We start from the raw sequence: 25,673 nt of genomic DNA on the forward strand, positions 1-25,673 counted from the left end.
GCAACTGCAAATATTTTTCTCAAGCTACCGGTTGAACCGTGAATCTCTTGGAAAATTCGCATCAAACAGCGATGCGACGGCGCAGCCTTTCGCTGACGATGATGATCAACCCGGCCCCGAGGATCATGCATGCGCCGGCGATGACATTATGCGTGGGGACATCTGCCCAGATCAGGTAGCCGAGGAGGAAGGCCCAGACGAGAGACGTATATTCGAATGGCGCAAGCACGGAGACGGGCGCCCGGCGCATGCCTTCGAAGAGGGCGAACTGCGCCGAGCCGGCAACAACGCCGGTGGCGACGAGCAGCGCCAGCTGCGTCATGTCAGGCGTCCGCCACGTATAGAGAACGGCAACGCCGGTCATAACAAGGAAAAAGACATTGGAGACCGCAAGCTGGACGATGGTCTTCTCGTGCAGTGAGGTCTTGCGCAGCAATACCATGGCGGAGGCCCAGAGAACGGCGGCCTGCAGCGCCAGATAGACCGGCCAGGAGATGGTAAGACCGATGGGGTTGCAGGCGATCAGCACGCCGACGAAGCCGACGCCGACGGCAAGCCAGCGCACCGGCGTGACCTCCTCCTTCAGGATGAGCCATGCAAGCAGGGTGCCGACGATGGGTGCGGCGTAATAAAGCGTCGTTACTTCAGCCAGCTGCAGGCGGCTTGCGGCGGAATAATAGGAAAGCCAGGCAGAGAGAAGAAGGATGCTGCGGACGATCATCGGCTTGATGATCGGCGATGTCATCGTTTGATGGACGAGCTTGCCGCGGCCATAAGCGAGACAACCGACAAGGATGGTGAGACTGCGGAAAAACAGGATCTGCCAGACCGGGATGGTGACCGTCAGGATCTTGATGATCGCGTCATGGAAGGTGAACGCCATATAGGCGACGCTCGTGAGCAGAATGCCCAGGCTGACGGAGTTTTTCACGGAAATGCACCAGATGGCGGATATGCCGGCGGGAATCGAGAATATGCGATCGGTAACCCCGGCCCTCGGGCCGGTCAATAGGCCATATTTCGCTCCGGTAGTGGGAGCTTTGTTTCATAACGTCAGAAAACGTGTGATCGTGCATATTGCCTGCACGGTTATCAGCGTTTATGCACGTTTTCATGTCTTATTTATAGATCCGGTAGAAACATGCAGGATTTTTTGTTGCGAGAGCGCCAGGCGCTGATTTCCGAGAGGCTGCGGCTCAATGGCCGCGTGCTGGCGGCGGAACTTGCGATGGAATTTGGTGTCTCCGAGGATACGGTGCGGCGGGACCTGCGCGAGATGGCCGCGGCCGGGCTCTGCGAGCGGGTCTATGGCGGCGCCTTGCCGGTTTCGCCGGCGCATGGAAGCCTGACGCAGCGCATCGGCTTTGCCGCTGACCGGAAACAGGCGCTGGCGCGCGCTGCGGCAAAGCAGATTGCCGCCGGTTCGACCGTGTTTTTCGATGCCGGCAGCACCAATCTGGCGATTGCCAACGCATTGCCGGCCGAACTTGCGCTCACGGCTGCGACGAATGCGCCGGCGATTGCCGCAGCGCTGATCGACAAGCCTGGCGTCAACGTCATTCTGATCGGCGGGATGGTCGACCGGCAGACGGGCGGTTCGCTCGGCGCCAAGGCCTTGCGGGATATGGAACAGATTTCGCCCGATCTCTGCATTCTCGGCGCCTGCGGCGTCGATCTCGAAGCCGGCATCACTGTGTTCGGCTTCGAGGATGCGGAGTTCAAGCGGTTTGCGACGTCCAGGAGCAGAAAAGTGCTGGTGGCTGCAACCTCGGAGAAATTCGGCACTGCGGCCCCCCATAGCATCCTGCCGGTTGCCCATTGCGAATGCCTGGTCGTCGAGCACGATGCCGATCCGGCCATTCTCGCCCGTTATCGCGAGCGCGGATGCAGAACTGTTCTCGCCGAGAAAACGAACTGAGGCGACGTCACAGAGTTTAGGGAAACCGGGCGTGAGCAAGCCCGGCAATGAGGAAAGACGGAAAATGGACAGTCATGTAAGTGCGCCACCCGGAGCCCGGAGCGGCTTCATTACCAGAAGCAGGGCTGCAGTTTCCCTGCTCTTTCTCATGAATGGTTTTGTTGTCGGCTGCTGGGCGCCGAAGATCCCGGATTTTGCCGAGCGTCTGGCGCTGACCAAGTTCGAGCTTGGGCTGATGATCCTGGTCTTCGGGGTCGGCTCGCTGGTCATGATGCCGATCGCCGGTGCGCAGATTGCCAAACACGGCTCGCGCATCGTCGTTCAGGTCCTGGCTGCCTGCGTGCTGCCATTGCTATTGGCTTTGACGCTGGCGCCAAATGTGATCACCGGGGCGATCTCACTCTTCCTGTTCGGCGGCTTCATCGGCGCAATGGACGTGGCGATGAATGCCAATGCGGTGTCGGTTGAGAAATCCATGCGTCGCGCCATCATGTCGTCCTGCCACGCTTTCTGGAGCCTTGGCGGACTGATCGGCTCAGGTCTCGGCGGCATCGTGATCTCCAAGCTCGGCATTCTCGGCCATGCGCAACTGGCGACGGTGCTGGCGGCGATCTTCCTTGCCGTCGCCTGGCCGATGATCCTTGCCGATCCGCCGCATCCCGACACCAAGAAGGAAAAGACGAAGCTGCCGATGGTGCCGCTGCCGTGGCTGCTCGGATTGATGGCGCTGTTCAGCATGGTGCCGGAAGGCGCTGTTCTCGACTGGGGCGCGCTCTATCTTCGGCAGGAAATGGATGCGTCCGTGGCACTTTCCGGTCTTGGTTTCGCAGCCTTTTCGGCCACCATGGCAATCATGCGCTTTGCCGGCGACCTGGTGCGTGACCGTCTGGGCGGCGTCAAGACGCTACGCATCTGCACTTTGTTTGCCATTGTCGGCATGCTGCTTGCAGGCTTGGCGCCTAATGCCGAGCTTGCCATCCTAGGCTTTGCCTTTTGCGGTATCGGCATTTCCAACATGGTGCCGATCGCCTTCTCGGCGGCGGGCAACATTCCCGGCCTCAAGCCCGGCATCGGTATTTCGGTGGTCACGACCATGGGCTATTCCGGGATGCTGGTGGCACCATCGTTGATCGGCTTCGTCGCAGAGCATATCGGTTTTGCCGTCGTTTTCATGGCGCTGCCGGTGCTGCTGCTCGTCGTTCTGCTGCTTTCCAAGCTGGCCCATTATGCCGATGAGACCTCCGGAGGCAGTCACTGAGCCGCCTCCCAACAAAAGTGATATCAGGGGCGGTTGACAAGAAAGCGGTCATGATCCACCTGAAAGGCACTGTTTTTAGGGGTGAAAAGCGCTTCATGTTGTCAGCCGCCGATTTTGATCCGAAACCGCGCCGCGCTTCCGTTGCCGTCGATGTCGGCGGCGTCATCGTCGGCGGCGGGGCGCCGGTCGTCGTGCAGTCCATGACGAACACCGATACGGCCGATATCGATTCCACCGTCGCGCAGGTCGCCGCGCTGTTCCGGGCGGGCTCGGAGCTGGTGCGCATCACCGTCGACCGCGACGAGAGTGCGGCCGCTGTGCCGAAGATCCGCGAGCGGCTACTGCGCCTCGGCATGGACGTGCCCTTGATCGGCGACTTCCATTATATCGGCCACAAGCTGCTTGCCGATCATCCTGCTTGTGCCGAAGCGCTGGCGAAATACCGCATCAACCCCGGCAATGTCGGCTTCAAGGACAAGAAGGACAAGCAGTTCGCCGAGATCATCGAGATGGCGATCCGCTATGACAAGCCGGTGCGCATCGGCGTCAACTGGGGTTCGCTCGATCAGGATCTGCTGACAGCGCTGATGGACCGGAACGCCGAGGCTGGGTCGCCGCTTTCGGCCCGGCAGGTAACGCGCGAGGCGATCGTGCAGTCGGCGCTGCTGTCGGCAGCCCTTGCCGAAGAGATCGGCCTGCCGCGCAACCGCATCATCCTGTCGGCCAAAGTCAGCCAGGTGCAGGACCTGATCGCCGTCAATTCCATGCTCGCCGAACGCTCCAATCATGCGCTGCATCTCGGCCTGACCGAAGCCGGCATGGGCACCAAGGGCATCGTCGCCTCGTCGGCGGCGATGGGCTTCGTGCTGCAGCACGGCATCGGCGATACGATCCGCGTGTCGCTAACGCCCGAGCCGAACGGCGACCGCACGCGCGAAGTCCAGGTGGCGCAGGAAATCCTGCAGGTCATGGGCTTTCGCCAGTTCATACCTGTCGTTGCGGCCTGTCCCGGCTGCGGGCGCACGACGTCGACGGTGTTCCAGGAGCTTGCCCAGAACATCCAGAACGACATCCGCAAGAACATGCCGGTCTGGCGCGAGAAATATCCTGGCGTCGAGGCACTGAACGTTGCCGTCATGGGCTGCATCGTCAACGGGCCGGGCGAAAGCAAACATGCCGATATCGGCATTTCGCTTCCGGGCACTGGCGAAACGCCGGCCGCTCCCGTCTTCATAGACGGCCGGAAAGCGCTGACGCTGCGCGGTCCCAATATCGCCGCCGATTTCGAGGCGCTTGTCGTCGACTATATCGAGAAGCGTTTCGGCCAGCGGACGGCGGCGGAATGACCGACCGCCACTTCGGATGAGCCAGTACTGGTCGCCAATCGTCAGCAAGCTTCAGCCCTATGTCGCCGGGGAGCAGCCCCGTACCGCCGGCTTGGTCAAGCTCAATACCAACGAAAATCCTTACGGGCCGTCTCCGAAGGCGCTCGAGGCGATCCGGGAAGCGGCGGACGATCGTCTGCGGCTCTATCCAGACCCAACTGCCACGGAATTGCGCGAGACGATCGCGGCCCGTTTCGACGTGACGGCTGAGGAAGTATTCGTCGGCAATGGCTCCGACGAGGTTCTCGCGCATGCATTCCAAGCGCTCCTGAAACATGAGCGGCCGCTTCTCTATCCCGATGTGACCTACGCCTTTTATTCGACCTATAGCCTGCTATACGGCGTCGAAGCGATCGAAGTACCTGTCGATGACAGGTTCCGGATCCGACTGGCGGATTACGACAGGCCATGCGGCGCGATCATCACCCCCAATCCGAATGCGCCGACCGGGATCGGCCTGCCGCTTGCCGGGATAAAGGCACTTCTTGCCGCCCATCCGGATGCAGTCGTCGTCATAGACGAGGCCTATATCGATTTCGGCGGCGAGAGCGCCGCCGGGCTCGTTTCAACCTATCCCAACCTGCTGGTGATCCAGACCCTGTCGAAGTCTCGTTCGCTTGCCGGTCTGCGCATCGGCTTCGCACTGGGGCAGCGGCCGCTGATCGAGGCGCTCGAGCGGGTCAAGGACAGCTTCAATTCCTATCCGCTCGATCGCCTGGCGCAGCTTGCCGCAACGGCGGCGATCAAGGACGAGGCGTGGTTCGAGACATGCCGGAGGAAGATCATTGCCAACCGGCAAAGCCTTGTTGGGGAACTAGAGGCGTTGGATTTCGAGGTTCTGCCGTCCCAGGCGAATTTCGTTTTCGCGAGGCACCAAAGCCAGTCGGGCGCGGCGCTTCTCGCCGCTCTGCGCGAGCGGAACATTCTCGTCCGGCATTTTGCCAAGCCGCGTATTTCGGACTTCCTGCGGATCAGCATCGGCACGGATGAAGAGTGTGCCCGTCTGGTTTCCGCTCTCAAGGAGATACTGGCAGCCTGACCTGCCGCTTCAGCTCTTCCGGTCGGCGATGAAATGCGCCGCAGCAATGAGGATCGAAGCACGGGCGTCGTAGGGGGCAAGCAGCGCCTCGGCATCGCGGACGTGCTCACGGAGCTGGGTCTCGGCCCATTCCATGCCGCGCAGGGCGACGAGTGTTCCCTTGCCGCGGGCCGCATCCTTGCCGGTCGCCTTGCCCATGGTCGCCGCATCCGAGGTCAGGTCGAGAATGTCGTCGGCAAGCTGGAAAGCAAGGCCGATCTTTTCGCCGAAGGCGCGCAGGCGGCGGCGATCTTCCGGCGGGCTTGCCGAGATGACGGCGCCGGCTTCGCAGGCGAAGCGGATCAGCGCGCCTGTTTTCATCGCCTGCAGGCGGATGATGCCGGCCGCGTCGGGCGCCTGCTTTTCCGCCGCGAGATCAAGCGCCTGGCCGCCGGCCATGCCGCCGAGACCGGCTGCGCGGGCAAGGGCCAGCACGAGCGCTACCTTGCTCGTATCGGGAAGGGCCGTTTCCGGCGCGGCTATGATGTCGAAGGCGTAGGTCAGCAGGCTGTCGCCGGCGAGGATCGCCGTCGCTTCGTCGAACTTGATGTGGACCGTCGGTTTGCCACGGCGCAGATCATCATCGTCCATGGCGGGCAGATCGTCATGCACGAGCGAATAGCAGTGGACGCATTCGAGGGCTGCGCCGACACGAAGGGCCGCCTCGGCGTCGCCGCCGAGAAGAGCGGCACTTTCGACGACGAGAAACGGGCGTAGCCGCTTGCCGCCGTTCAGCACGGCATAATGCATGGCATCGCGCAGCGTCTCGGGCCTGGCGATTTCATCGGAAAGGGCACTCGGCGAAAGCAATAGGTCGAGCAGCGCCTCGATGTCGCGGGCGTTGTTCTTCAGCCTCGTCTCGAAAGTGTCCCGGTTCGCGTCCATGGGCGCTGTTTGGCATGAGCGCCCCCGGGCTTGCAACGGAATTGTCGATGGCGGCAGCAAGATTCGCCGCGCACTCTGGCATAAGCTCCGCACAGGCGTTATGAGAACGACAGGAGCGAAATCGGACTGGGGACATTGGATATAGCGCCAGAGAGAGAGGACAGCGTCGACATGCCGGCTCGTCGGCGATGGTTCGAAGACCGGCGTATATTGAAACGCATTGTTCTTGCCGTGCTGATCATGCTGATCCTTCCCTATGCGCTGATCTTTTTCTATCTGCTGCCCTTCATTCATCCCGTCTCGACGCTGATGCTGCGCGATCTCGTGCTGCTGCGTGGTTACGACAGGCAATGGGTGTCGCTGGACAAGATCGCCCCGGTTGTGGTGCAGTCGGTGATGATGTCGGAGGATGGACAATATTGCTTTCACGGCGGTGTTGACTGGGCGGAAATGCGCATGCTGGTCGAGGATACGCTGAAAGGTCAGGCGACGCGTGGCGGCAGCACGATCCCGATGCAGACGGCGAAAAACCTCTTCCTCTGGAACGGCCGCTCCTTCGTGCGCAAGGCGCTGGAACTTCCACTCGCGGTGACCACGGATTTCGTCCTGTCGAAACGGCGGCTGATGGAAATCTATCTCAATATCGCCGAATGGGGTCCCGGCATCTACGGCATCGAGGCGGCGGCCCAACACCATTTCAAGGTGCCGGCCTCGAAGCTGACGCGGCGCCAGGCATCGCTGCTTGCCGTCTCGCTGCCGAACCCCATCGACCGCAATGCCGGCAAGCCCGGACGAGGTCTTCGCCGGCTCGCCGGCGTGATCGAGAGACGTGCACAAGGTTCGGGCGATTACATCAAGTGCATCTATGATTGAGATCAGAACTTGTCGTTGGAAGCAGTGACCGTCATCTGACATTCGTGGTTCTGCCATATGGGCGAATGCCGCCCCAACCAGAGCCGCGAGTCGCCCATGAACATCACGACGTTTTCGCCCGAGCTTCTCTTCTACTCGAAGACGCACAATCCGAACCCGCCCACGCATCTCGGCAGCCGCTATCGCAAGGTCGGCGGCTTTCTTCCGGAAGCCGGCAACACCATCGTTTGCCATGCCGAGAAAGGTTCGCAGACGCAAAAGGTGCTGATCGAGGCGCGTGAGACATATCTGGCGATGCCCGAGGCCTCGCAGTTCCTCTTCACGCCGATATCAAGCATTCACATGACGCTTTTCGAAGGCGTGATCGAAACCAGGCGCCGGCAGGATTGCTGGCCGGGCGATCTGCCGCTCGATACACCGATCGACGACATGACCGAGCTGATGGCGGCCCGGCTCGAAGGTTTCTCGGTGTTCGATCCCTTCAAGGTCGCCGTCGTCGACGCTCGCCCGTCGGGCCTGCTCGTCGACGGAGCGAGCGAGAGGGACCGCAAGGTCATGCGCGCCTGGCGCAATGCGCTGGCCGAGCTTCTGGGCTATCGCCAGCCGAACCATGACGACTATAAGTTCCATATGACCTTCGCCTATGCGATTGAACGGCTGGAGGACGAAGCCTTGCCGCGCTGGCAGGCAATGCTCGACAATGTGGCCGACGATGTCCGCCGCAAGGCCCCTGTTTTCGAGCTGACCCCGCCGGCATTCTGCGTATTCGAGGACATGAACCATTTCCACGAATTGCTGATTTTCGATTTCGAAGCCTGAACGGGAGAGGCCCATGGATAGACCGACGCTCTACATCGCCAACAAGAATTATTCCTCCTGGTCGTTCCGGCCGTGGATGGCGCTGACGGGGGCCGGCGTCGATTTCGAGGAGGTCCTGATCCCCTTCGACTATCCTGGTGGCAATCCCAATATCAAGGCGATTTCGCCGACCGGGCGGGTGCCGCTTCTGCAGCACGGCGTTTTGAAGATCTGGGAATCGCTGGCGATCATCGAATATGTCGCCGAGCTTTATCCGGACGCCGGCCTTCTGCCGAGGGATCGCGCCGAGCGGGCGCTCGCCCGTTCGGTTTCGATGGAAATGCTGTCGAGCTTCCGGGCGCTGCGCAGCGCCTGCCCGATGAATATCCGCCGGCCGAAGGGCAGGATCGCATTGCCGGATGGTGTCGACGCCGATATCAACCGCATGGAGACGATCTGGCGCGACCTCCTGCAGCAATCCGGCGGACCGTTTCTGTTTGGCGCGTTCAGCGGGGTGGATGCGATGTTTGCGCCTGTCGTCAACCGGTTCGACATTTATGATCTCGTCAGCCAAAACGATACGCTGGCCTATATGGAGACCATGAGGGCGCATCCGGCCTGGCGGAAATGGGAAGAGGCGGCCCGCGCCGAGCCTTGGATCGTGCCGGAAGACGAAGTCTGAGCCGGGAATCATCGGCTTCGCAAAAAATACGCATGGGGACTGGTCAAGGTCACCCCTTGCATGTATAAGCGCGCCAAATTCCGAAATCGCGACATGTCCGTTTCGGCCGCCAGTCTGGCCGTGGGAATGTTTTGCCCGCAAGTGGAGTAAGAGAAATGGCTGTACCGAAGAGAAAAACAAGCCCGTCCAAGCGCGGTATGCGCCGTTCGGCAGACGCCCTGAAGGCTCCGACCTACGTCGAAGACAAGAACTCCGGCGAACTGCGCCGCCCACATCATATCGACCTGAAGACCGGTATGTATCGCGGCCGCCAGGTTCTGACGCCGAAGGAAAGCGCATAATTTCCCGATCCGGCTTGTCCGATCGAAGTTTCAAGGCCGGCGTCATGCCGGCCTTTTGCGTTTCGACAATATAATATTTGCAATGACTTGCGGTGGGGCAAGGGTTTGCGGCAGTATTCTTCCATGATGCGCTGGGAGATTGCCGATGATAGCCGCCATGCCCCTGATGATTATCCCGTTTATTCTTTACAATCTTGCGATGCTGGGCCTGATGGGCGACGGCGGCATTCCGGCACTGCAACATGATATCATCGTGCTGTCGATGATCTCGGGCGCGATCTGGAGCATGGCGCTCGGCGATCTTTTCATCGTCATCGCACTTGTCGTGCTGTTCTTCGAAATTCTCAAAGCCACCAGAACCGGTCCCGGCAATCTCGTCAACCACATGCTGTCGATGCTGGTGTTCATCGCCTTCCTGGTCGAGTTTTTGCTCGTCCGGGATGCTGCGACACAGGTCTTCTTCATTTTGATGACGATCGCTCTGATCGATGTCATCGGCGGTTTTGCCGTGTCGATCCGGAGCGCCGGGCGGGACGTCTCGATCGGTTTATAGGTTGTCGAGCTTGTTCTGAAGGGCGCGGAGCTGTTCCTTCAGCTCATCGATATCCTTGGCCTCGGCCTTGCGGCTTTCCTTGGCAGGCGGCGTCATGAAGGGTGAGAACATCTGCATCGCCTGCTGAAACAGCTCGGTGTTGCGGCGAACATGGTCCTCGACCATCTGCAACGGCAACTGCAGGTTCTTGCCGAGCGGCGTTTCGCCGAAGGCGCGGTTTACCTGCTCGCGCATCTGGGCCTGTTGTTCGGTGAAGGAGCGCATCGAATGTTCGAGAAAGCTCGGCACGACCATTTGCATCTGGTCGCCGTAATAGGTGATGAGCTGTCGCAGGAAGGAGATCGGGAGCAACGTGTTGCCGGTCTTCGATTCCTGTTCGAAGATGATCTGGGTCAGCACCGAATGGGTGATGTCATCTCCGCTTTTTGCATCTTGTACGGTAAATTCTTCGCCCTTCTTCACCATCTCCGCCAGGTCTTCCAGCGTCACGTAGGTGCTGGTGCCCGTGTTGTATAGGCGGCGATTGGCGTATTTCTTGATAACGATCTGACCCTCATGCTTCGCCATATCAGTCTCCTGAACCCCCGTCTGATTTATGGATATTCCTCCATTTGAGACTGTAAACGCAAAAGAAGCCCGGTGACAATCTCTTTGTGCGATGCGGCAAACCTTTAACAGAGCAGATGAATCGGGGTTTGACGGGCGCTGCCTAAAAATGACGGCAGCCGGTCTTCGCGTTTGACTTGTGCTCCAAGCTTTGCCAGTTTCCACTTATGTAAGTGAGACGAAAACGAGGAGCGTCCCCATGAGCAATTCATCCATCGTCATCGCCAGCGCAGGGCGAACAGCAGTCGGCGCCTTCAATGGTGCTTTCGCGACAGTCCTCGCGCATGAGCTCGGGGCGGCCGTCATCAAGGGCGCGCTCGAGCGCGCCGGCGTCGATGCCGGCGAGGTGGATGAGGTGATCCTCGGCCAGGTGCTTGCCGCCGGCGAAGGCCAGAACCCGGCTCGCCAGGCGGCGATGAAGGCCGGCATTCCGCAGGAAGCGACGGCCTGGGGCGTCAACCAGCTCTGCGGCTCGGGCCTGCGCGCGGTCGCGCTCGGCATGCAGCAGATCGCCACCGGCGACGCCAAGATCATCGTTGCCGGCGGCCAGGAATCCATGTCGATGGCGCCGCATGCCGCGCATCTACGCGGCGGCGTCAAGATGGGCGACATGAAGATGATCGACACGATGATCAAGGACGGCTTGACCGACGCCTTCCATGGCTACCACATGGGCATCACCGCCGAGAATATCGCGCGCCAGTGGCAGCTTTCGCGCGACGACCAGGATCAGTTCGCGGTCAGCTCGCAGAACAAGGCGGAGGCGGCGCAGAAGGCCGGCCGCTTTACCGACGAGATCATCCCCTACGTCATCAAGACACGTAAGGGCGACGTTACGGTCGATGCCGACGAATATATCCGTCACGGCGCGACGATAGAGGCGATGGGGAAACTGCGGCCGGCCTTCGACAAGGATGGCACGGTCACGGCCGCGAACGCGTCCGGCCTCAACGACGGTGCCGCTGCGGCGGTGCTGATGAGCGAAGCTGAGGCAGTCCGGCGCGGCATCCAGCCGCTCGCCCGCATCGTTTCCTGGGCAACGGCGGGTGTCGATCCGCAGATCATGGGTACCGGACCGATCCCGGCTTCGCGCAAGGCGCTCGAAAAGGCCGGCTGGTCGGTCAACGATCTCGATCTCGTCGAAGCCAACGAGGCCTTCGCGGCGCAAGCCTGCGCCGTCACCAAGGATCTCGGGTGGGATCCGTCGATCGTCAACGTCAATGGCGGAGCGATCGCGATCGGCCATCCGATCGGCGCCTCGGGTGCGCGCGTTCTCAACACGCTGCTGTTCGAAATGAAGCGCCGCGGCGCCAAGAAGGGTCTCGCCACGCTTTGCATCGGCGGCGGCATGGGTGTGGCCATGTGCTTTGAAGCGCTTTAAATAGCATACGATCCATATTCGATTGAAGATCCCGCCACGAGCGGGCGAAAACACAAGGGGAGCGGAACATGAGCAGAGTGGCTCTGGTCACTGGGGGTACGCGCGGCATCGGCGCAGCAATATCCATGGCGCTGAAAAACGCCGGATACAGGGTTGCAGCCACTTATGCCGGCAATGACGAGAAGGCCAAAGCCTTCCATGACGTCACCGGTGTTGCGGTGTTCAAATGGGATGTTTCGGACTACGCTGCCTGCGGCGAGGGGATCACCAGGGTCGAACGCGAGATCGGGCCGGTCGAAATCCTCGTCAACAATGCCGGCATCACCCGCGACGCGATGTTCCACAAGATGACGCCGCAGCAGTGGCATGAGGTGATCAATACCAATCTCACCGGCCTCTTCAACATGACGCATCAGGTCTGGACCGGCATGCGTGACCGCAGCTTCGGCCGTATCGTCAATATCTCGTCGATCAACGGGCAGAAGGGCCAGATGGGCCAGGTGAACTATTCGGCGGCCAAGGCGGGCGATCTCGGCTTCACCAAGGCGCTGGCTCAGGAGGGTGCTGCCAAGAACATCACCGTCAACGCTATTTGCCCCGGTTACATCGGAACCGAAATGGTGCTTGCCGTGCCGGAGAAGGTGCTGAACGAACGCATCATTCCGCAGATCCCGGTCGGCCGTCTCGGCGAACCGGAAGAGATCGCGCGCTGCGTCACCTTCCTCGTCTCCGACGACGCCGGCTTCATCACCGGTTCGACGCTCACGGCCAATGGCGGACAGTTCTTCGCCTAGGTATTTCTGTCTTCGAGTCGACGGTAGAGATTAGATTCAAAGCGATAGCGCGTCCGGCAGGACGCGCTATCGCTGTTTTTTGAACGTCTCGTGATGCCGGTTGTGGCCGGTGTAGTGGTGCGTTTTCGGGAAGATCAAGAGCGGCGGTCTGTGTTCGGACGTCGCTGTGGCCGAGCTCTGGCCGGCACTTTGCGTAGCGAAGGATCATCGGTGCCGAGGGCTGATATCGCGGTCGTCAGGAAAGCCGACGCGATGAGAACGGCGACGAGGGAACTCAGCAAAATCTGAATCATGGAAGCGTTTCCTTTCCGGTGCGCCGGGCGGCTGTGCCTGCCCGTTGCGCTCTGAAGGAAATATGTGCCTGCCCGTTGGGCGGTGGTAGGTTTGACTTTCGTAACCGATTGTCAACGTCTCGTTGACGGATGCGACCGGCAAAAGAAAACGGGCGCCGAAGCGCCCGTTGGGAGTCCGATATGCTTTGCCGATCAGTAGCGGCAACGGGCCTCGTAGCGGCGGCCGTAGCGGTCGCGATAGACGCAGTAGCCGCGGCGTTCGACCGACTGGCCGATCAGCGCGCCGGTCAAACCGCCGGCAACGGCGCCGACGGCGGCACCACCCCAGCTGTTGGTGACGGCACCGCCGATAACCGCGCCGGTGCCGGCACCGATCGCCGTACCTTGCTCGGTCGCTGTGCAGGATGCCAAGGCGCCGACGAGGGCACCAATAAGAACAATCTTCTTCATCATGTCGTAACTCCCCAGGTTAGTTGGGCTTTAGATGCGGCCCATTAGTACAAGGATAATGATAATCACGAGAACTAGCCCCAAACCACCAGAAGGTCCATAGCCCCAGCCACGGCTGTAACCCCAATTCGGCAAGGCTCCGATCAAGAGCAGAATGAGGATAATAAGAAGTATCGTGCCAAGCATGGTGTGTTTCCTTCATTTCATCCGCAATTTGGATGGACGAGAAACACGTATTGGCGATTTTTGTTCCCGGTTAAGCTCCGGAAATGTGTCGAAGCCTGATTCACGGTTTAATTTCCGTCATCTCGTAAAAACGCCGCTATGGTTAAAAAGACATTTAAATACAATATGTTGCGGTGAACAAAGTGGGAAAATCGCGATGTCGCCGATTCGTCAGCGATTCGTTCCGTTTTTGATCGGCGCGCCACAATTGGCCGCCCTGACTTAACGCTGTCTGAATCCGGCGCCTGAAAGATTAATGCTGATACGACGAGGCGGAGCGAGGCGATCTGCCGCCAATGCGCATCTAGGGCCTGGACCTGATAAGGCTACCAGATGTGGCCGTGAACGAAAGGCGAAAATGCCAGCGTCAGCGATTCGTCTCCGATTCGTTCCGGCTTTGGTCGAGAGGTTAATTTCGGGCGGATTTTCGCCTGTTCGAGATCGGGCGAAGATCGTCACTTACGACGGCGAAAATGGGAAGAGGAGAGAGTTTCGCGATTCAGCATCTAGTGGGAAAAAGTGATTCAAAATCAATACTTAGCCGTGAACAAAAGCTGAATCAGCCGGAGTCATCGATTCGTCGCTGATTCGTTCTCACGCTGTTCCGAATCGGAAATTCGGCCGTTCCGGGCGACTCGCAAAGGTCGCAATCCCCGAGGCATTTTGAAATCTGCCCTTGCGTTTGCGGCGGCAGCTGTCCATGTGTTGTCCAGCTCCCATCGAGGAGCCGAGATTTTCCTGGGGCCACCCCGCCTCATTTGCATGGACCCATGACACTGACTTCGCAGCCGATGATTCTGAGTGGGCGCGGTGTGACCGCGGTGCTCGGGCCGACCAATACCGGCAAGACCCATTATGCCATCGAGCGCATGGTCGCGCACGGGACGGGCGTGATCGGCCTGCCGCTCCGGCTGCTGGCGCGCGAGGTCTATACGCGGGTGGTCGAGAAGGTCGGCGCACAGAATGTGGCGCTGGTCACCGGCGAGGAAAAGATTTCGCCACCCAATGCGCGTTTTTCCGTCTGCACTGTCGAGGCGATGCCGCGCGAAACCAGAGCCGCCTTCGTCGCGATCGACGAGGTGCAGCTCGCCGGCGATCTCGAGCGCGGCCATATCTTCACCGACCGCATCCTGCATCTTCGCGGCCGCGAGGAAACGCTGCTGCTCGGCGCGGCGACGATGCGGCCGATCCTGCAGCAGCTCCTGCCCGGCATCACTATCGTCGAGCGGCCGCGGCTTTCGCATCTTTTCTATGCCGGGCAGAAGAAGATCACACGGCTGCCGCAGCGCTCGGCCATCGTCGCCTTTTCCGCCGACGAGGTCTATGCCATCGCCGAGCTCATCCGCAGGCAGCGCGGCGGCGCGGCGGTCGTGCTCGGCGCGCTCAGCCCGCGCACCCGCAATGCTCAGGTGGCGCTCTATCAGGCCGGCGACGTCGAATATCTGGTGGCGACCGATGCGATCGGCATGGGCCTCAACCTCGATGTCGATCACGTCGCCTTTGCCCAGGACCGGAAATTCGACGGTTACCAGTTTCGCAATCTCAATCCGGGCGAACTCGGCCAGGTCGCGGGGCGCGCCGGGCGGCATGTGCGGGACGGAACCTTCGGCGTCACCGGGCAAGTCTCGCCCTTCGACGAGGAGCTGGTGCAGCGCATCGAGGGCCACGAGTTCGACAACGTCAAGGTTTTGCAGTGGCGCACGACCGAGATGGACTTCTCTTCAATCGCATCGCTGCGCGCCAGCCTTGAGACGGGACCGCGCGTGCCGGGGCTGACGCGGGCGCTGCCTGCGGTCGACCAGCAGGCGCTGGAACAGCTTTCGCGTTATCCAGAGGTCATCGATCTCGCCGACAGGCCGGCGCGCGTCGAAAAACTTTGGGAGGCTTGCGCACTTCCCGACTATCGGCGTATCACCCCAGCACAACATGCCGATCTTATCTCGACCCTCTTTTCCGATCTCGTCCGCTATGGCACGGTGAATGAGCAGTTTCTTGCGGAGCAGGTTCATCGCTCCGATCGAACAGATGGCGAAATTGACACGCTTTCGGCGCGAATCGCGCAGATAAGGACCTGGACCTACGTTTCGAATCGGCCCGGTTGGCTTGCCGATCCGACACACTGGCAGGAAAAGACGCGGGAAATCGAAGATCGATTGTCCGACGCGTTACATGAAAGGTTGACGAAACGCTTTGTTGATCGCAGGACATCTGTGCTCATGAAGCGCCTGAGAGAGAATGCGATGCTGGAAGCTGAAATCAGTGTGAATGGCGATGTCTTCGTTGAAGGACATCATGTAGGGCAGTTGAGCGGATTCCGTTTCACGCCGGTGGCGGGAACGGACGGGCCGGATGCCAAGGCGGTTCAGGCTGCGTCGCAGAAGGCGCTCGGGCTCGAGTTCGAAGCCCGCGCGGCCCGGATGCATGCCGCCGGCAACAGCGATCTGGTGATCGGTTCGGATGGGCTGATCCGTTGGCTGGGCGACCCGGTGGCGCGGCTTTCGGGCAGCGATCACATCATGCGTCCGCGCGTGATTCTGCTGGCCGACGAGCAACTGACGGGCAATGCCCGCGATCATGTTGCCGCCCGCATCGAGCGCTTCGTCAATCATCATATCAGCACGGTGCTGAAGCCGCTCGACGATCTGTCGCGTGCCGAAGACCTGCAGGGTCTCGCCAAGGGGCTTGCCTTCCAGCTCGTCGAGAATGTCGGGGTACTGTTCCGCCGCGACGTGACCGAGGAGGTGAAGTCGCTGGACCAAGAGGCCCGTGCCTCCATGCGCCGCTACGGCGTGCGTTTCGGCGCCTATCATATCTTCGTTCCCGCACTTCTGAAGCCGGCGCCGGCCGAGCTCATCACGCTGCTCTGGGCGCTGAAGAACGACGGTCTCGACAAGCCGGGCTATGGCGATCTCATTCCCGTGCTTGCCGCCGGCCGCACCTCCGTCGTCACCGATCCGAGCTTCGAGCGGATGTTCTACAAACTCGCCGGCTTCCGTTTCCTCGGCAAGCGTGCCGTGCGTATCGACATCCTGGAACGGCTTGCCGATATTATCCGTCCGCTGCTGCAATGGAAGCCTGGTCAGAACAACCGTCCGGAGGGTGCTTATGATGGCCGCCGCTTCACGACGACGACGGCGATGCTGTCGATCCTCGGTGCGACGCTCGAGGACATGGAAGAAATCCTCAAGGGTCTCGGCTATCGCGCCGATGCCGTGAAGGCGGAAGAAGCATCGGTCCATCTTGCGGCGCAGGATGCGGCCTCAGTACCTGCCGCCAGCGCGCAAACGCCTGCGGAAGAGACAGCCGAAAAGGCCGATCACGACGATGCCGATGGCGCCGCGGAAGAGACTGCTGCCGAGCCATCCGTAACCGAGGCGGCTTCGGCGGTTGCCGACGCGCCCGTGGCGGAAGCGGTTGAAAGCCCCGCTCCGGCCGAAGCGATCGAGGCATCTGCTCCGGCGGAAGCCTCTGTTTCCGGGGAAACCTCCGCTCCTGTGGAAGCGGTATCGGCTTCCGGGGAAGCAGGATCTGCTCCTGGGGAAGCCGGCGAGCCGGCGGAACCGAAGCCGGTTCTTCTGTGGCGTCTTGGCGGTCGCAACGACAATCAGCGCCAGGGGCGCGGCGGGCATGGCGAACGCCGTGGCGGCCAGGGCCAAGAGCGCGGTCAAAATCAGGAGCGCGGCGACCGCAATCGCCGGCCGGGCGGCGGTGAAGGCGGCGAGGGCAATCGCGGCGGCGACGGCCGCGACAACAATCGCCAGAACCGCGGCAAGGAAGGCGGCGGTCGCGATGGTGGCCGGCCGCAGCAGGCAAGAGGCGACCGCAACAACCAACCGCGTGGCGACCAGCCGCGCGGCGACCGGCAGGACCGCGGCGATCGCAAGGATCGCGGCGAGCGTAACGATCGCAACGACCGCAACAACAATCGTGGCGGCTCGCAGCCGTTGCGCTTCGAGGCCAAGCCGCCGCGCAAGGAGAAGCCGATCGATCCGGATTCGCCCTTCGCCAAGCTCGCAGCTCTCAAGGAGCAGATGAAGAAGTAATCATGAGCGGGGAGACACAGCCGACAAGCGGTTCGCGCCAGCGCATCGACAAGTGGCTGTTCTTCGCGCGCATGGTGAAGTCGCGCTCGCTGGCGCAGAGCCATATCCAATCAGGCCATGTGCGCATCAACGGCGAGCGTTGCAACCATCCAAGCCAGATGGTCAAGCCGGGCGACCGTATCGACCTGACGCTGGAGCGGCGCGATGTCGTTCTCGTCATGCGCCTTGCCGGCGAACGGCGGGGGCCATACGAGGAGGCGCGCCTGCTCTACGACGACCAATCCCCGCCGCCCGATGAGACAAAACGTCTCACGCCCTACGAGCAGGCGATCCGGGCCACCGGCACCGGCCGTCCGACCAAAAAGGAAAGACGTGCAATCGACAGGCTGATGTCGGACGAGGATTAGAAAACTCTGTCTGCGGTGGCGGCTTTTGCAGATCGTTTATCCTTGAAATCCGGCGCCAAAGCCGATAGGTCACTGACAACCTGCCGGAAGCGTGCTTGCCTCCCAAGCCTGCTCACGCTTTTCTTCCGGCACGGGGATAGGCGCGACGTTCCAGGTTGCCCGGCCCCATCCGCATGGAAATCCTGGAGTTCTTCATGACCTATGTCGTGACCGACAATTGCATCAAGTGCAAATACACCGATTGCGTGGAAGTCTGCCCTGTCGACTGCTTCTATGAGGGCGAGAATTTCCTCGTCATCCATCCCGACGAATGCATCGATTGCGGCGTCTGCGAACCTGAATGTCCCGCCGAGGCGATCAAGCCCGATACCGAGCCGGGCCTCGACAAATGGCTGAAGATCAATACCGAATATGCCACGATCTGGCCGAATATCACGGTCAAGAAGGACCCGTTGCCCGAGGCCAAGGAAATGGATGGCGAGACCGGAAAATTCGAGAAGTATTTTTCGGAGAAGCCCGGTTCCGGCGATTGAGACAGCGCCCACATTCGGCCCCCGGATTCGGGCGACCGCGGCGCGAAACGTTTTAAAAGCTGCGTGAGGCATATGGGTGACATGTGTTGCTCGCATGACTCAAGCGAAGCAAATTATTGATTTCCTCATATTTTTATGATAGGTTTCGTCTACTGTTCCATTTGTGGCATAACGCATGCCCAAAACCATCACGAAAGCAAAACAAATCCGTACACGGTTTCCGTGACATATCAACGCTTTGAGCGCCGGGTCCCAAGATCGTGCGCAAGAAGTCTTTGCTTTTGCCCGATGGGACCAGAGTGAAGTCACCCGACGGATACTACCGTCTCACCCGGGCCTGACTGACCCGGCTCCGGCCGCCGCCGGAAGCGTAACAGGGAGTTTTTGAATAGAATGACGACTCAGCAGAAAAAGCCTTCTACAGCACGTCACGGCTTCAAGACCGGTGAATCGATCGTCTACCCCGCTCATGGCGTCGGTACCATCACCGCTATCGAAGAGCAAGAAGTTGCCGGCATGAAGCTCGAACTTTTCGTTATCGATTTCGAGAAGGACAAGATGCGTCTGAAGGTTCCGGTCGCGAAGGCGATGAGCATTGGTATGCGCAAGCTTTCGGAAACGGATTTCGTCGAGCGTGCTTTGAAGGTCGTGCAGGGCAAGGCGCGCGTCAAGCGCACCATGTGGTCCCGCCGCGCCCAGGAATATGATGCCAAGATCAATTCCGGTGACCTGATTTCCATCGCTGAGGTCGTGCGCGATCTGTATCGTGCCGAGAACCAGCCTGAACAGTCCTATTCCGAGCGCCAGCTTTATGAGGCTGCACTCGACCGCATGGCGCGCGAAATCGCCGCCGTCAACAAGATGTCGGAAACCGAAGCCGTTCGCCTCGTCGAGACCAATCTCAACAAGGGTCCGAAGCGCGGCAAGGCGATCGAAGAAGACGATTCACAGGACGAAGCCGCATAAAGCGACCCTGATATTTTGTAAAAAAACCCGGCCTTTGCGCCGGGTTTTTTTATTGGAACTTTTTCCCGGCTGCCGCGTTTATCACACGTAATTGCGGACTGCTCGTCGGGCAACGGCCTCAACGGGCGAACTGCTATTCCGTCAATGTTCGATGAGGAGCGGATCATGCCTTTTCTAGATTGCCCATCCGGCAAACTGAAGAAACAGGTCCAGCCCGGCCGTCTTACCGGCACATGATGAGAAATAGAGCCTTCCCCTGAAAAGTCCAGGGCGAGGCTTTTATGCATTCAGAACCCATTCAATCCGGACAGCGATGTTCCGGAACATGAGTTTTATTGTTCATTTCAGGGCGAGAGGCCTGTTCAGGAGATCGAAATGAAGAACATGTCTGCAGATCGGCGCATGATCAAAATCGCGATGGCCGCTCCTTATCTCGCCCGCCAGGAAGAGCACGATCTCGCCACCCGTTGGAAGGATCACGAAGACCGCGGCGCGCGCAACCAAATCGCCATGGCGCATATGCGCCTCGTCATATCCATGGCCGGCAAGTTCCGCAATTTCGGCCTGCCGATGAGCGATCTGGTGCAGGAAGGTTATGTCGGCCTGCTCGAGGCCGCCGCCCGCTTCGAGCCGGAACGCGACGTGCGCTTTTCCACCTATGCAAGCTGGTGGATCAGGGCGTCGATCCAGGATTATATCCTGCGCAACTGGTCGATCGTGCGGGGCGGCACGAGCTCGGCGCAAAAAGCGCTGTTCTTCAATCTGCGCCGTCTGCGCGCCAAGCTCGCCAAGGGCGACACGCAGCTGACGCTGCAATCCATTCACCAGGAAATCGCCGCCGCTCTCGGCGTCAGCCTCTCGGATGTGCAGACGATGGATGCCAGGCTTTCCGGCAACGACGCCTCGTTGCAGGCGCCTTCAGTCTCCGGCGATGCCGAGAGTGCAGAGAAGATGGACTTCCTCGTCAGCGACGATCCCCTGCCGGACGAGCAGGTGTCCAACATGATCGACGGCGAGCGCCGCCGCATCTGGCTCGCCTCGGCGCTGAAACACCTCAACGAACGCGAGATGAAGATCATCAGCGCCCGGCGTCTGGCGGAAGACGGTGCCACGCTCGAAGAACTCGGTGCCGATCTCGGCATTTCCAAGGAGCGCGTGCGTCAGATCGAAAGCCGGGCGATGGAGAAGCTTCGCAGCGCGCTCGTCAGCGCCGATCCGCATATGGCGGCCTACGCCTGAACTTAAAGTGCGTCTCGACCTTAGATTCGCTTGTCGCGATTTAGGTCATTGTCGCAAAACCGCCGCTCAGTTTTGCGCGAGATGTTTTATCCCCTCCAGCAGCACAGACTGGCCCGGCGCAAGCCGGGCCTTTTTTATTCGGCGATGATCTTGACGCGATCGCCTGTTGAAACGGCTGCGCCCGTGGGCAGGGCGTTGATGAGCTTGAAGAGATCGAGCTTGCGGTCTGTGCCCATCATGCGGGCGGCGAGTGTCGAGATGTTCTCACCCGGCCGGACGGTGACGACGCGGATCCGCAGCGGCTTCAGCGAGGCGGCCTCTGCCGGCGTCATGCGACGGAAACTTGCCCGCAGCACATTGGCCGTCGGCTCAAGGGCGCCGCTGCCTTTCGGCACGGCGGTCAGGAAACGGAAGATCTGCGAATTGTTGCGGATCACGGTCACATCGAAATCCCAGCGGTCGGCGCTGGCGCGCGCGGTGGCTGCTTCCATGCCGTTGATGGTGATCGGCTGGATGGTCGATGGGTCGAGGCCGGTCACCCAGCCGCTGGATATATAGTTGGTGAGGCTCTGGTTCTGATTGTCGGCGACGCCGTCGAAGCGGACGGCAATGTCGTTCGGGCCGGTGGCCATCACAGCTTCGACCTTGTTGTCGATGTGGAAATCCGGCGGCACGTCGAAGCGGATGCCGAGACCGCCATGCAGGAAGGTCTGGCCGCGCACATAGCCTTCCTCCGGGCTATCGCCGTAGAGCAGTCCGTCTATGCCGTCGAGATAATAATTGCGACCCTTGTCGCCGACCGAGCCTTCCTGGCCGAAGGCGCGGGCGTGGGTGCGGGCTAGCTCTATGCGCTGGGCCGAATTCGGATGGCTCGACAGGAAGTCGAGACTCTGGTCGGCTTCGGGATCAACCGACATGAAGCGACTGTAAGCCGCCATCGAATCGAGGAACCGGGCGGCGGCATAAGGGTCGTAGCCGGCTTCGCCGAGCATGCGCACGCCGATGACATCGGCCTGCAGTTCCTGCTGGCGGGAAAAGGCGGCGAGCCGCAGCTTGCCGCGGGCAAGCGCCTGCTTGCCGGCGATGTCGCTGGAGAGGACCTCGGCGACGACACGGCTGGCGATGACCTCAGCCTCTTCGCGCTTCTGCCGCTCGATGCCGTGGTTTGCCGTCACATGGCCCATTTCGTGCGACAGCACGGCGGCGACTTCCGAGGCGTCGTTGGCAAGGGCGAGCAGGCCGCGGGTAACGTAGAGATAACCGCCCGGCAGCGCGAAGGCGTTGATCGCCGGCGAATTCAGAATGGTGATGCGGTAGGACTGGCTCGGATTTTCCGACACCGCCGTCAGCGCGCCGGCGATGCGGGCGACGAGGCGCTCGGTTTTGGCGTCCTTGTATTCGCCGCCGTAGCTCGCCACGATGCGCGGATGCTCACGGGCGCCCATCGCTGCGCGCGGATCGTTCTTCTGCACCTCGTCGACGATCTGCGGGTTGGAAGAAGGAGAGACACTGGGCTGATAGGATTGGTCGATCAGCGATTGACAGCCATTCAGCACCATTGCGAGTGCCGAAAGCAGCATCAGGCGACGCGCGAAGCGCCGTGGCGCGGAGATGGCATCACTGGAAAGCGCGGGCGAATTCCACGTCGTCAAGCTGTCCAGTCTGATTCTCCGCATCATGTCGCTGTTTTGCCGGTTTGCCGCAGATTCGGACCGACCGTGGCAAGGGGAACTCAACAGGTGCGCACCCCTGATCTCGCGCTGCACAATCGGCCGATACAAGTCGTTGCTGTAGCTGATTTACGCATCGGTTGCATAGCGAGACTCTGTTTAAATGTGGCGCCGTTGCATTTTAGCAAGCCTCAGGCATTAAGGCTTCCCTTCGCTCGGATGAAATTATGGCGAAAGTTCCGTCACAAAGCGGAGATTCGTCGACGGTGCGGAAAAAGAACGGCCCGATTGAAGCAACCGACTCGATAGCGACAGTCCAGCGGGAAAATTGCAACCCTTGATACAGGCATCGAGAGGGAACGCCTCCTGATGAAGCATTCTCTCGCAGTAACGAGTCGACTATTCGGCAGCTTCCGCGGTCGCCGGTTGCGGCTTTGTCGTCTCGCCGGCGCGGGGCAGCTGCACGGGTTTCAGCATGATGGCGGCGGCAAGGCCGATCAGCGCAATGGCGCAGGAGGTCATGAAGAGCGGCGAGAAAGCGGCGGCATAGGTATCGGCGACGGCCTGACGGCTCGCTTCGGGAAGGGCGGCCATCATTTTCGGCGTCAGCTGCTCGATATCGGCGACGCCGGGAATGGAGACGCCGACCTTGCCGAGCTCGGAGGCGATGATGGCGCCATAGATGGAAATGGCGATCGAGGCGCCGCCCATGCGCGACAGCGTCACCGAGCCGGTGGCGGCGCCGACGTCGCGGGCGGGTGCTGCATTCTGTACGCCGATGACGGGAACTTGCTGGGCAAGGCCGATGCCGATGCCGTGCAGCATCATGACCGCACCGATGAAGGCGATCGGCGTTCCCGCATGGATCTGCGACATCAGCGCAAAGGCGATGGCGCTGCAGGTGAGGCTTGCGATGGCGAAGGGCTTGTAGCGCCCCGTCTTCGAGATGATGCGGCCTGCGGAAAGCGACCCGCAGACGAGGCCGCCGGTCAGAAGGATGAAGAGCAGACCGGCGGCCGACGGCGAAAGGCCGGTCGTGGTCTGCAGGAAGAGGGCGAGATAATTGACCATGCCGATGGCGATGGCGCCGCCCATGATCGAGATCACCAGGAGCAGGCTGAAGGTCGAATTGCGAAACAGCTGCAGGGGAACAATCGGCTCCGGCGCGCGGCGCTCGACGAACACCCAGGTGACGGCGCAGACGAGGCCGAAGACAACGATGCCGATGCTCTCAGGCGAAATCAATGCACCGAACAGTTCGCTGCTGTCGGTGGCAAGCACGATGCTTGTCGTCGTCATGGCAAGCAGAAGCGCACCGGCATAATCGATCTTGGGGCGGCGATGCGGTTTGCGGTACGGCAGCATGAAGGCAAGGCCGGTGAGCACGATAAAGCCGATCGGCACGTTGACGAGAAAGATCGAACGCCAGCCGAAGAGATCGCTCATCGTCCCGCCGAGCACCGGGCCGATCGCGCCCGATGCCATCAGCACCAGGCTGGAATAGCTTTGATAGCGCGCCCGCTCGCGTGGCTCGAATAGGTCGGCGTTGACGGCGAAGATCGACACCATGATGCCGCCGCCGCCAAGGCCCTGCAGCACGCGGGCGGCGATCAGCGTATTCATCGAAACCGCAAGACCGCAGACTGTCGATCCGACGGTGAAGATCATGATAGCCGTCATCATCACGTATTTGCGGCCGAACAGATCGCCGAGCTTGCCGTAGAGCGGCATGACGGCGCTCAGCGACAGGAGATAGGCCGAGCCGATCCAGCCGAAGCGCTCGAGATGGCCGAATTCGCCGACGATCGTCGGGAGCGCCGTGGAGACGATTTGATTATCAAGCGTCGCCATGAACATGGCGGTCATCAGGAAGAAGAAGAGGATAAGCCGGCGACGAGGATCCGTCACGAGCGGCGCAGGCGCGAGTTGCATGTCCATGGAGGCATCGTTCCGGGTTGAAGTGCTTTTATGTGCTAACAGCATATAATTGTCAATGGCACATTAATGACATCAGCATATTCAATTTTTGAATCGGCTCTGTTATGGTCCTGTGATGAGCGACGTCCTGACCAAGACCCCTTTTGCGGAGCCGGCCGAGCCGGATCGTGAAAACGTGCCGCGTATCGGCCGGAGCATGGCGCGCATGCGGCTGATGACCGGGCGGCGGCTGATCGGCCGGCTGGCGATCCAGAGTGCTGCACCGGGCCTTGAGCTTTCGCATCTCGACGTGCTCGATGCCGTGCGGAGGGCGCAGCCTGCCGGCGAGGTCACGGTCGGCATGATCGCGGAGATGCTGCGCATCGATCCGTCACGGGCAAGCCGGGTGGTGGCCGACATGGTCGGGCGCAACGTGCTGCGCCGCGAGGCCTCGCAGGCCGATGCGCGGCGGATCGTCGTCGTCATGACCGAGGTCGGCCAGGACCTGCTTGCCGAGATCGTCGCGCAGAAGCTTGCAATCATTTCCGAGATCGTTTCCGACTGGCCGCAGGAAGATGTCGAGCGTTTCGCAGCGCTTTTCGAGCGCTTCATCGGCGGCTACGAGGCGGTTTTCCTGTCGCGCGACAAGGATACACCGGGCTGAGGCAGACGCCGTAGTTCGCCGGCCCTTCCCCTCGACCCCTCGTTTGCGCTAAGGGCAATGCCCATGAGCCAATCCACATTCACCATTCTCCTTGGCGGCGAACTCAGCCTGACGGAGCGCCTGCGCGATGCCATCGAAGACAGCCGCTTCATTGCGGCCGATGGCGGCATGCGGCATGCGGCAGCACTCGGTATTACGCCGGAGCTCTGGGTCGGTGATTTCGATTCGACGCCTGATGATCTCGCGGGTGCATTTCCCGATGTGCCGAAACAGCCCTATCCGGCAGCGAAGGCGGCGACGGACGGCGAAATCGCAGTGGCGGAAGCAATCGCGCGGGGTGCCCGGCGGCTCATCCTCGCCGGTGCGCTCGGCGGTGAACGTTCCGACCACGCGCTTCAGCATCTGCTGTCGGCCGTCAGCATGGCGGAAGAGGGTTTCGACCTGCTGCTGACCTCGGGCAAGGAAGAGGCCGTGCCGCTGGTGGCCGGTACGATCGAACTGGACCTTCCCAAAGGCAGCCTGTTTTCCGTGCCCGGATTCAGCGAGCTGAGAGGGCTTACCATCGAGAATGCGCGTTATCCGCTGGTGGATTTCCATCTGCCTTTCGGCTCGTCGCGCACCATTTCCAATGTTGCGGAAGGCAAGGTTCGCTTTTCGCTCCGCAGCGGCCGGGCAATCGTGCTCGCCCGGCCCTATGATCTTTCCGGAGTCTGA

At 60.9% G+C, this 25,673-nt stretch carries 25 protein-coding genes; 18 read left to right on the forward strand and 7 right to left on the reverse strand.

Features of this window, described 5'->3' with window-relative positions; all coding sequences use genetic code 11:
- Positions 1-61: 61 nt before the first annotated feature.
- The gene (locus G9X68_RS23725) at positions 62-931 is read right to left on the reverse strand and encodes an EamA family transporter (RefSeq protein WP_171604484.1); all 870 of its coding nucleotides are present in this window, start codon (positions 929-931) and stop codon (positions 62-64) included.
- Between the two features lie 210 nt (positions 932-1,141).
- Here G9X68_RS23725 and G9X68_RS23730 point away from each other — a divergent pair, with 210 nt between their 5' ends.
- The 4 genes from G9X68_RS23730 (at position 1,142) to hisC (ending at position 5,600) form a co-directional block, all read left to right on the forward strand.
- Positions 1,142-1,918, forward strand: a complete 777-nt coding sequence (locus G9X68_RS23730) for a DeoR/GlpR family DNA-binding transcription regulator (RefSeq protein WP_171604485.1) — start codon at positions 1,142-1,144, stop codon at positions 1,916-1,918.
- Between the two features lie 64 nt (positions 1,919-1,982).
- Positions 1,983-3,176, forward strand: coding sequence for an MFS transporter (locus G9X68_RS23735; protein ID WP_171604486.1), 1,194 nt, complete (start codon positions 1,983-1,985; stop codon positions 3,174-3,176).
- A gap of 95 nt (positions 3,177-3,271) precedes the next feature.
- Positions 3,272-4,522 carry a flavodoxin-dependent (E)-4-hydroxy-3-methylbut-2-enyl-diphosphate synthase gene (gene ispG / locus G9X68_RS23740; RefSeq protein ID WP_171604728.1) on the forward strand — a complete coding sequence of 417 codons (1,251 nt, stop codon included), beginning with the start codon at positions 3,272-3,274 and terminating at the stop codon, positions 4,520-4,522.
- Positions 4,523-4,538: 16 nt separating this feature from the next.
- Positions 4,539-5,600 carry a histidinol-phosphate transaminase gene (gene hisC, locus G9X68_RS23745; protein ID WP_171604487.1) on the forward strand — a complete coding sequence of 354 codons (1,062 nt, stop codon included), beginning with the start codon at positions 4,539-4,541 and terminating at the stop codon, positions 5,598-5,600.
- A 9-nt stretch (positions 5,601-5,609) separates the two neighbouring features.
- Here the strand turns inward: hisC and G9X68_RS23750 are convergent, their stop codons facing one another.
- Positions 5,610-6,524 (reverse strand): polyprenyl synthetase family protein, encoded by a 915-nt coding sequence (locus G9X68_RS23750; RefSeq protein WP_171604488.1) that lies wholly within the window; start codon positions 6,522-6,524, stop codon positions 5,610-5,612.
- A gap of 135 nt (positions 6,525-6,659) precedes the next feature.
- Between G9X68_RS23750 and mtgA the strand changes: the two genes are divergently transcribed.
- The 5 genes from mtgA to G9X68_RS23775 all read left to right on the forward strand — a co-directional run bounded on the left by mtgA (position 6,660) and on the right by G9X68_RS23775 (position 9,771).
- The gene (gene mtgA / locus G9X68_RS23755; RefSeq protein WP_171604489.1) at positions 6,660-7,397 is read left to right on the forward strand and encodes a monofunctional biosynthetic peptidoglycan transglycosylase; all 738 of its coding nucleotides are present in this window, start codon (positions 6,660-6,662) and stop codon (positions 7,395-7,397) included.
- 96 nt (positions 7,398-7,493) lie between these two features.
- Complete coding sequence (locus G9X68_RS23760) at positions 7,494-8,216, forward strand: DUF1868 domain-containing protein (protein ID WP_171604490.1); 723 nt, start codon at positions 7,494-7,496, stop codon at positions 8,214-8,216.
- Positions 8,217-8,229: 13 nt separating this feature from the next.
- Positions 8,230-8,877, forward strand: coding sequence for a glutathione S-transferase family protein (locus G9X68_RS23765; RefSeq protein ID WP_171604491.1), 648 nt, complete (start codon positions 8,230-8,232; stop codon positions 8,875-8,877).
- A 155-nt stretch (positions 8,878-9,032) separates the two neighbouring features.
- Positions 9,033-9,218, forward strand: coding sequence for a 50S ribosomal protein L32 (rpmF, locus tag G9X68_RS23770; RefSeq protein WP_003543812.1), 186 nt, complete (start codon positions 9,033-9,035; stop codon positions 9,216-9,218).
- 145 nt (positions 9,219-9,363) lie between these two features.
- A complete protein-coding gene (locus G9X68_RS23775) occupies positions 9,364-9,771 on the forward strand; it encodes a hypothetical protein (RefSeq protein WP_003543801.1) in 408 nt (135 codons plus the stop codon).
- Here G9X68_RS23775 and phaR read toward each other — a convergent pair.
- Positions 9,766-10,338, reverse strand: coding sequence for a polyhydroxyalkanoate synthesis repressor PhaR (gene phaR / locus G9X68_RS23780; protein WP_064649540.1), 573 nt, complete (start codon positions 10,336-10,338; stop codon positions 9,766-9,768). The two genes, G9X68_RS23775 and phaR, sit on opposite strands and share 6 nt — an antisense overlap.
- 238 nt (positions 10,339-10,576) lie before the next feature.
- On the opposite strand from phaR, the gene G9X68_RS23785 reads away from it, so the two are divergent.
- Both G9X68_RS23785 and phbB read left to right on the forward strand, forming a co-directional pair.
- On the forward strand, positions 10,577-11,758 hold the full coding sequence (locus G9X68_RS23785) for an acetyl-CoA C-acetyltransferase (RefSeq protein ID WP_171604492.1): 1,182 nt from the start codon (positions 10,577-10,579) through the stop codon (positions 11,756-11,758).
- 68 nt (positions 11,759-11,826) lie between these two features.
- Positions 11,827-12,552 (forward strand): beta-ketoacyl-ACP reductase, encoded by a 726-nt coding sequence (gene phbB / locus G9X68_RS23790; protein ID WP_171604493.1) that lies wholly within the window; start codon positions 11,827-11,829, stop codon positions 12,550-12,552.
- Positions 12,553-13,037: 485 nt separating this feature from the next.
- Here the strand turns inward: phbB and G9X68_RS23795 are convergent, their stop codons facing one another.
- Together G9X68_RS23795 and G9X68_RS23800 are read right to left on the reverse strand one after the other, a co-directional pair.
- On the reverse strand, positions 13,038-13,298 hold the full coding sequence (locus G9X68_RS23795; protein ID WP_003543792.1) for a YMGG-like glycine zipper-containing protein: 261 nt from the start codon (positions 13,296-13,298) through the stop codon (positions 13,038-13,040).
- Between the two features lie 27 nt (positions 13,299-13,325).
- Positions 13,326-13,481, reverse strand: coding sequence for a DUF3309 family protein (locus G9X68_RS23800; RefSeq protein ID WP_017962528.1), 156 nt, complete (start codon positions 13,479-13,481; stop codon positions 13,326-13,328).
- Positions 13,482-14,290: 809 nt separating this feature from the next.
- Between G9X68_RS23800 and G9X68_RS23805 the strand changes: the two genes are divergently transcribed.
- From G9X68_RS23805 to G9X68_RS23825, 5 genes are all read left to right on the forward strand, one after another.
- Complete coding sequence (locus G9X68_RS23805) at positions 14,291-17,563, forward strand: helicase-related protein (RefSeq protein ID WP_171604494.1); 3,273 nt, start codon at positions 14,291-14,293, stop codon at positions 17,561-17,563.
- Between the two features lie 2 nt (positions 17,564-17,565).
- Positions 17,566-17,970: an RNA-binding S4 domain-containing protein gene (locus tag G9X68_RS23810; protein ID WP_171604495.1), complete on the forward strand. Its 405-nt coding sequence runs from the start codon at positions 17,566-17,568 to the stop codon at positions 17,968-17,970.
- 194 nt (positions 17,971-18,164) lie between these two features.
- Positions 18,165-18,503 carry a ferredoxin FdxA gene (fdxA, locus tag G9X68_RS23815; RefSeq protein ID WP_003567552.1) on the forward strand — a complete coding sequence of 113 codons (339 nt, stop codon included), beginning with the start codon at positions 18,165-18,167 and terminating at the stop codon, positions 18,501-18,503.
- Between the two features lie 393 nt (positions 18,504-18,896).
- The gene (locus tag G9X68_RS23820) at positions 18,897-19,469 is read left to right on the forward strand and encodes a CarD family transcriptional regulator (RefSeq protein ID WP_003543775.1); all 573 of its coding nucleotides are present in this window, start codon (positions 18,897-18,899) and stop codon (positions 19,467-19,469) included.
- Positions 19,470-19,844: 375 nt separating this feature from the next.
- Entirely contained in the window at positions 19,845-20,708 is an 864-nt protein-coding gene (locus tag G9X68_RS23825) for an RNA polymerase factor sigma-32 (protein ID WP_171604496.1), read from the forward strand.
- A 134-nt stretch (positions 20,709-20,842) separates the two neighbouring features.
- Here the strand turns inward: G9X68_RS23825 and G9X68_RS23830 are convergent, their stop codons facing one another.
- Entirely contained in the window at positions 20,843-22,387 is a 1,545-nt protein-coding gene (locus G9X68_RS23830) for a M48 family metalloprotease (RefSeq protein ID WP_171604497.1), read from the reverse strand.
- A gap of 390 nt (positions 22,388-22,777) precedes the next feature.
- A complete protein-coding gene (locus G9X68_RS23835; RefSeq protein ID WP_171604498.1) occupies positions 22,778-24,316 on the reverse strand; it encodes an MDR family MFS transporter in 1,539 nt (512 codons plus the stop codon).
- Positions 24,317-24,431: 115 nt separating this feature from the next.
- Between G9X68_RS23835 and G9X68_RS23840 the strand changes: the two genes are divergently transcribed.
- Together G9X68_RS23840 and G9X68_RS23845 are read left to right on the forward strand one after the other, a co-directional pair.
- On the forward strand, positions 24,432-24,959 hold the full coding sequence (locus G9X68_RS23840) for a MarR family winged helix-turn-helix transcriptional regulator (protein WP_171604499.1): 528 nt from the start codon (positions 24,432-24,434) through the stop codon (positions 24,957-24,959).
- 57 nt (positions 24,960-25,016) lie between these two features.
- Positions 25,017-25,673, forward strand: coding sequence for a thiamine diphosphokinase (locus G9X68_RS23845; RefSeq protein ID WP_171604500.1), 657 nt, complete (start codon positions 25,017-25,019; stop codon positions 25,671-25,673).

Source organism: Rhizobium changzhiense, from assembly GCF_013087625.1.
In the GTDB taxonomy this organism is placed as follows: Bacteria; Pseudomonadota; Alphaproteobacteria; order Rhizobiales; family Rhizobiaceae; genus Rhizobium; species Rhizobium sophorae.

Coding starts and splice junctions, on each gene's coding strand:
- G9X68_RS23730 (WP_171604485.1), top strand. CDS start 1,142: ATGCAGGATTTTTTGTTGCGAGAGCGCCAGGCGCTGATTTCCGAGAGG.
- G9X68_RS23735 (WP_171604486.1), top strand. CDS start 1,983: ATGGACAGTCATGTAAGTGCGCCACCCGGAGCCCGGAGCGGCTTCATT.
- ispG (WP_171604728.1), top strand. CDS start 3,272: ATGTTGTCAGCCGCCGATTTTGATCCGAAACCGCGCCGCGCTTCCGTT.
- hisC (WP_171604487.1), top strand. CDS start 4,539: ATGAGCCAGTACTGGTCGCCAATCGTCAGCAAGCTTCAGCCCTATGTC.
- G9X68_RS23750 (WP_171604488.1), bottom strand. CDS start 6,524: ATGGACGCGAACCGGGACACTTTCGAGACGAGGCTGAAGAACAACGCC.
- G9X68_RS23760 (WP_171604490.1), top strand. CDS start 7,494: ATGAACATCACGACGTTTTCGCCCGAGCTTCTCTTCTACTCGAAGACG.
- G9X68_RS23765 (WP_171604491.1), top strand. CDS start 8,230: ATGGATAGACCGACGCTCTACATCGCCAACAAGAATTATTCCTCCTGG.
- rpmF (WP_003543812.1), top strand. CDS start 9,033: ATGGCTGTACCGAAGAGAAAAACAAGCCCGTCCAAGCGCGGTATGCGC.
- G9X68_RS23775 (WP_003543801.1), top strand. CDS start 9,364: ATGATAGCCGCCATGCCCCTGATGATTATCCCGTTTATTCTTTACAAT.
- phaR (WP_064649540.1), bottom strand. CDS start 10,338: ATGGCGAAGCATGAGGGTCAGATCGTTATCAAGAAATACGCCAATCGC.
- G9X68_RS23785 (WP_171604492.1), top strand. CDS start 10,577: ATGAGCAATTCATCCATCGTCATCGCCAGCGCAGGGCGAACAGCAGTC.
- phbB (WP_171604493.1), top strand. CDS start 11,827: ATGAGCAGAGTGGCTCTGGTCACTGGGGGTACGCGCGGCATCGGCGCA.
- G9X68_RS23795 (WP_003543792.1), bottom strand. CDS start 13,298: ATGATGAAGAAGATTGTTCTTATTGGTGCCCTCGTCGGCGCCTTGGCA.
- G9X68_RS23800 (WP_017962528.1), bottom strand. CDS start 13,481: ATGCTTGGCACGATACTTCTTATTATCCTCATTCTGCTCTTGATCGGA.
- G9X68_RS23805 (WP_171604494.1), top strand. CDS start 14,291: ATGACACTGACTTCGCAGCCGATGATTCTGAGTGGGCGCGGTGTGACC.
- G9X68_RS23810 (WP_171604495.1), top strand. CDS start 17,566: ATGAGCGGGGAGACACAGCCGACAAGCGGTTCGCGCCAGCGCATCGAC.
- fdxA (WP_003567552.1), top strand. CDS start 18,165: ATGACCTATGTCGTGACCGACAATTGCATCAAGTGCAAATACACCGAT.
- G9X68_RS23820 (WP_003543775.1), top strand. CDS start 18,897: ATGACGACTCAGCAGAAAAAGCCTTCTACAGCACGTCACGGCTTCAAG.
- G9X68_RS23825 (WP_171604496.1), top strand. CDS start 19,845: ATGAAGAACATGTCTGCAGATCGGCGCATGATCAAAATCGCGATGGCC.
- G9X68_RS23830 (WP_171604497.1), bottom strand. CDS start 22,387: ATGATGCGGAGAATCAGACTGGACAGCTTGACGACGTGGAATTCGCCC.
- G9X68_RS23835 (WP_171604498.1), bottom strand. CDS start 24,316: ATGGACATGCAACTCGCGCCTGCGCCGCTCGTGACGGATCCTCGTCGC.
- G9X68_RS23840 (WP_171604499.1), top strand. CDS start 24,432: ATGAGCGACGTCCTGACCAAGACCCCTTTTGCGGAGCCGGCCGAGCCG.
- G9X68_RS23845 (WP_171604500.1), top strand. CDS start 25,017: ATGCCCATGAGCCAATCCACATTCACCATTCTCCTTGGCGGCGAACTC.